Origin of the sequence: Moorena sp. SIO4E2, from assembly GCF_010671945.1 — a bacterium.
GTDB lineage: Bacteria > Cyanobacteriota > Cyanobacteriia > Cyanobacteriales > Coleofasciculaceae > Moorena > Moorena producens.
This window is the reverse complement of record NZ_JAAHIE010000498.1, coordinates 1-5,239: the sequence shown is the minus strand read 5'-3', so window position 1 is coordinate 5,239 and position 5,239 is coordinate 1. Positions and strand designations below refer to the sequence as shown.

Here is a 5,239-nt window from a genome sequence, read left to right as displayed (position 1 = left end):
CTACGCACTAAATTCCCGATTCTAAATTCGCGCATTCTAAATTCTAAATTCCCGACTCCCTGCTCCCTATTCCCTAAAGCTCAAGATGCTATGCTCAAACTATCAGGTTCAACAGAGGATCATGTACCACACTGACCCACCCCGTCCTCCCAGGGAAACTATGCCCACTATGTATGATCTACCTAGTGAAGACCCAGAGGAGCCTGGTTTGCCTGACGAGTTTCATGACTTCCAACCCCAACTATTGCGAGAAACCTGCCAACCTCCCAACTATCCCAGGGAGGAAATGTTCATTGGTACAGACCTGAATTTATATTACGATAGCCGTCATTCGTTATGGCACAAGCGACCGGATTGGTTTCTGGTATTGGGTGTGACTCCCGCTCAACAACAACAAGACCTGCGCTGGAGTTATGTGGTTTGGCAGGAAGGAATAGCGCCATTTTTGGTGGTGGAACTCCTATCACCAGGTACGGAAGCCGAAGATTTAGGACAAACCCTAAGGTCTGCGAACAAGCCACCTACTAAATGGCAAGCTTATGAGCAGTATATGCGGATTCCTTACTATGTAGTTTTTGACCGTTATGACAACCAGTTGCAGGTGTTTCAATTAATGCCCATACAGTATCAGGCGGTAGAACTTTCTGAACCGAAATTTTGGTTTCCAAGGCTGGAATTAGGGTTAGGAGTTTGGCAGGGGAAATATCAAGAAACAGAAGGGTTGTGGCTGCGTTGGTATGATGAAGCTGGTAATTGGATTCCAACTTCAGCAGAACGGGCTGAACAGGAACACCAACGGGCTGAACGATTGGCAGAACGATTGCGTAGCCTTGGGGTCAATCCTGATGATTTGTAATGTAGGGAGTAGGGAACAGCGGATCTGGGAACAGGGAACAGGGAATAGGGAGTAGGGGGAAGAGTTTTAGGGTAAGCTATCAGCTAATGCGCTACTTGAGGTGCTACTTGAGGTGCTATCAGCTATCAGCTATTAGCTTTTAAATAAAATGAAACAGGCAAGATGCCTATTCTACACTTGCCACTCTTCTTCCACCTGCTCCCGATTACCGTTCCCCTCCTGGGAGGGGTTAGGGGTGGGTTCCGATTCCCGATTCCCGATTCCCGATTCCCGATTCTAAATTCGCGCATTCTAAATTCTAAATTCCCTGTTCCCTTTGCGATATGTTGCCCACCATCACCCCAACCACTATTGATCTAGCTCCTGGAACTCAATTGCGGTTCCCAGGAACTTGGGAAGACTATGAGCAGCTGTTGGTAAAGCTTGGTGACCGGGCTAGTATTCGCATGCGATTTCGAGATAATCAGATTTTGCTCATGGCTCCTCTTCCTGAACACGGTAACCAAGCTGATATACTGGCTGACTTAGTTAAAGCACTGCTACGCTATGAAGGAAAAGATTGGCAGAGCTTTGATCCCATTACCCTCAGGCAAGGGGGAATGCCTGGAGTGGAGCCAGATGCTTGTTTCTACATCCAAAATTACCAAGCAATTTTAGGAAAGCGAAGACTAGACCTGAGCCAAGATCCACCACCGGATCTCGCCCTAGAAATTGACCTGACTTCAATTACTGATATTAACGACTACATTCCTCTAGCTGTTCCAGAAGTTTGGATTTACAAAGCGGACACAATTCACATCTATCGATTTGAAAGTGGCCGCTATTTAGAGGTTCAAACCAGCGAAATTTTTCCAAATTTCCCGGTGAAAGAAACAATTCCCCAATACATTAATAAGGGATGGCAGTTTGGTTCTAGTGTGGCTTTGCGAGAATTTGTGGGACTTCTTGGAGAAGAAGGGAGTAGGGAGTAGAGAATCGGGAATTTAGAATGCGCGAATTTAGAATGCGCGAATAGTGGCAAGAGGCCGTATTCAGAAAATTTTGTGAGTTGAATGTAAGCTATCAGCGTGTCGCGTATCAGCTATAAGGGCATTGCTGAGGGGCGGAATGAATAGGAGTGGGGTGGCCATCCTGGCTGCCCGGAAATGAAACAGGCAAGATGCCGGTTCTAGGGTTGGGCAACAGGCAAGATGCCTGTTCTACACTTGCCTCCCGATTCTAAATTCGCGCATTCTAAATTTTTCATTCTCAATTCTTCATTCTCAATTCTTCATTCTAAATTCGCGCATTCTAAATTCTAAATTCTAAATTCCCTAATGCCACCATCAACACCTCAAACCAAACGATGTCAACGCAACCGGAAGCGTTCTAAACGAAGAGCTATTTTATGTCCCATTCATGGTTGCTACCTTGATAGCGTTAGTCAAAAGTATCGGTTGTTTGCCGATCGAGCAGGACAACTTCAGGAGCGTGGTGTTCCACAAAAATATGCCTTGATGCTGATAGCCAGTAAAACCACGGTAGCTATCGAAGGAGAGTGGCTAGAGGCTTTTTGGTGTAGTCAGTGCCAGGAAAGCAAGTGGTATCACGTGTGCAAGAGTGGCGATCGCATTTATAAGGTATCCTTGGCTCCGGCTGAGTTATGGCAGCAGGTAACAGGGGTGATAGATCCGAATGGCAACTCTTCAGTGGGAGAGTTTACCCGTCGCCAGTCTAAACGGATTGGTTTTTATGGGGTTAAAGATTTTGGTGCAATTTAATTGTATTTACGAATAACTAGATATGATAACTTTTAGTGGTGAAAATTCCCATTCTTGCCTCGTAGTAGCAGCTAAAGATCAATTTGCTTGTGATTTAACGGCTGAAGAAGTAGTCATTCTTGATTATAAATCTGGTGTTTATTACGGGTTAACTGAAGTTGGTGCGAGGATTTGGCAATTAATCCAAAAGCCCCAAAAATTCGCTGATATTAGTGCTGCAATTGTAGAAGAATACGGGGTTACTCCTGAAGTTTGTGACCCAGATATCGTCTCTCTGCTGGAAAAAATGCACACTAAAGGACTAATCGAGGTCATTGATGAAGCATCTGTGGAAATTGCTCAACCTTAGCCCTAGACTTTATCTGCTCTTGGTAAAAACATTTATCATGTTACTGTTAGTTCGGGTAGGGTTGAAGTTTTTATCCTTTCAAACCTTACACCAGCGCTTAGAACAGATAAGTCACTATCGTTTTACTCACACAGCCAATCTGGTTAAACTTAATCACATCCTGTGGGCTGTAAACATAACTAGCCGTTATATGCCAGGGAAAGTCAAGTGTTTAGCAAGGGCTTTAACAACCTATACCTTAATGGTTCAGTATGGCTATGTTCCTCAATTACGTATTGGGGTTGCTAAGGGAGAATCAGGACAGCTAGAAGCTCACGCTTGGGTGGAAAATCAGGGCTTAGTTGTCATTGGTCAATTGCCGGATTTAACTCGTTTCAAAACCCTACCATCCTTAGGAAAGCATTAACCATGAGTGGTATTGTTGGAATTTTTGATCTTGATGGTTGTGCAGTAAAGCAAACCGATCTCAGCCAGATGTTAGATACCTTAGCCCATCGGGGAACTGACGCAGCTAATGTTTGGTGTGAGGGGGAGGTGGGATTTGGTCATCGGATGTTGTGGACAACACCGGAGTCTTTGCTAGAAGTCCAACCCCTAGTGGATTCTGAGCGTAATTGTATTTTAACCGCTGATGCTCGCATTGATAATCGGGATGAGCTAATTACTACCTTGGAATTAGCAGAGCAAGAGCCGGAAAAAATTACCGACAGCGATTTAATTTTAGCCGCCTACCACCGATGGGGAAAGGACTGTCCCCAATACCTGTTGGGGGATTTTGCTTTTGCCATTTGGGATCAGTCTCAGCAACAGCTTTTTTGTGCCAGAGATCATCTTGGTGTTAAGCCTTTTTACTATTATTATCAAGCAGAGAAAGCTTTTTTGTTTGCTTCTGAGATGAAGGCTTTATTTTGCCTACCTCAGATTCCTCAACGCATTAACGAAGTCCGGATTGCTGACTTTATTATGTTAATGCTAGAGGACAAGGTTATTACTACTTATGAAAATGTTTTCCGCTTACCTCCAGCCCATAGTTTGATTATTAATCAAACTGAACTGCGAACTTGGTCTTATTGGTCATTAGATCCAAGCAAAGAACTGCATTTAGAATCCGATCAAGCCTATGCAGATGCCTTTCGGGAAATCTTTACCGAGGCGGTGCGCTGTCGTTTACGTAGTGCTTTTCCCATTGGTTCTCAGTTAAGTGGTGGTTTAGATTCCTCGTCGATTACTTGTGTCGCACGGGATTTATTAGCTGAGACAAAAAAGCCGCCATTACATACCTTTTCCTGTGTTTTTGATACCCTCAAACAATGCGATGAACGATCCTTTATTGAGGCAGTATTAAATCAAGGGGAGTTTATACCCCATTTTATTGCTGGCGACCAAATAGGACCTCTCTCAGACATTGATCAGATTTTTGAGTATGAGGATGAGGCGTTTCCTGGCCCCAATTATTATTTTCCGTGGCGATTGACTCAAATTGCTAAAAAACAAGGGGTTCGTATTCTTTTAGATGGACATGATGGTGATAATATAGTTTCCCACGGCATTTATCGACTCACCGAATTAGCCTCTCAAGGAAAATGGGCAGTTTTTGCCCAGGAAACCAAAACATTGGCCCATAACTTTGGTACTTCAGCTAGTACTTTAGTAGAAATTCACGGCATTCCTACTCTACGTAAATTGGCTAAACAGTTTGGTTGGTTAGAATTTATCGAAGCCATCCAGCAAATTCATCGCCACATCGGGCTGTCTCGCAAACAACTATTAGTTCAGCATGGTTTGCGACCAATAGTGCCAGATTTGATCAAAAAGTGGGTAAGGCGATATCAACCTTTCCAGGTTTCTGGTAATAAATCGACACCTTTAATTAACCAAGAGTTTGCTGAACGCATTGGTTTACAAGAACGATTAAAACATTGGTCTACCCCACCATATACCCCATTAACCGTTAGGAAAAACCAATTCCAGGCTTTAAATGCGGGAGTATTCACCTTAGTATTGGAACAAATTGATCGCTGCGCTGCTGCTGCTGGTATAGAAGCCCGTCATCCCTTTATGGATAAGCGGTTAATTGAGTTTTGTTTAGCACTTCCTTCCGAGCAAAAATTGCGTCAGGGATGGAGTAGAATGGTTATGCGCCGTGCTTTGAGGGGAAGCCTTCCAGAGGTGATACAGTGGAGAGGAGGAAAAGGGGATCTCAGTGACAATTTTGTTCATGGTTTACTGGAATTTAATCGCGCCCAACTGGAAGGGATTATGGGAACACCCCTT

Annotated in this window: 7 protein-coding genes; all 7 read left to right on the top strand. The window is 44.0% G+C overall.

From position 1 onward, the window contains the following. Positions 1 to 121 precede the first annotated feature (121 nt). Entirely contained in the window at positions 122 to 856 is a 735-nt protein-coding gene (locus F6K37_RS31470; RefSeq protein ID WP_165691866.1) for a Uma2 family endonuclease, read from the top strand. A 148-nt stretch (positions 857 to 1,004) separates the two neighbouring features. Further along, a complete protein-coding gene (locus F6K37_RS31465) occupies positions 1,005 to 1,136 on the top strand; it encodes a hypothetical protein (protein ID WP_267872083.1) in 132 nt (43 codons plus the stop codon). A 43-nt stretch (positions 1,137 to 1,179) separates the two neighbouring features. Beyond that, a complete protein-coding gene (locus tag F6K37_RS31460; RefSeq protein ID WP_009149813.1) occupies positions 1,180 to 1,827 on the top strand; it encodes a Uma2 family endonuclease in 648 nt (215 codons plus the stop codon). 345 nt (positions 1,828 to 2,172) lie between these two features. Then, entirely contained in the window at positions 2,173 to 2,616 is a 444-nt protein-coding gene (locus F6K37_RS31455; protein WP_009149814.1) for a hypothetical protein, read from the top strand. A gap of 22 nt (positions 2,617 to 2,638) precedes the next feature. Then, positions 2,639 to 2,965, top strand: coding sequence for a PqqD family protein (locus F6K37_RS31450; protein ID WP_009149815.1), 327 nt, complete (start codon positions 2,639 to 2,641; stop codon positions 2,963 to 2,965). Next, positions 2,934 to 3,371, top strand: coding sequence for a lasso peptide biosynthesis B2 protein (locus tag F6K37_RS31445; protein WP_044494525.1), 438 nt, complete (start codon positions 2,934 to 2,936; stop codon positions 3,369 to 3,371). Before F6K37_RS31450 ends, F6K37_RS31445 begins: the two co-directional genes overlap by 32 nt. A 2-nt stretch (positions 3,372 to 3,373) precedes the next feature. Beyond that, a partial coding sequence (locus F6K37_RS31440; protein ID WP_287254473.1) for a lasso peptide isopeptide bond-forming cyclase occupies positions 3,374 to 5,239 on the top strand: 1,866 nt, incomplete at its 3' end.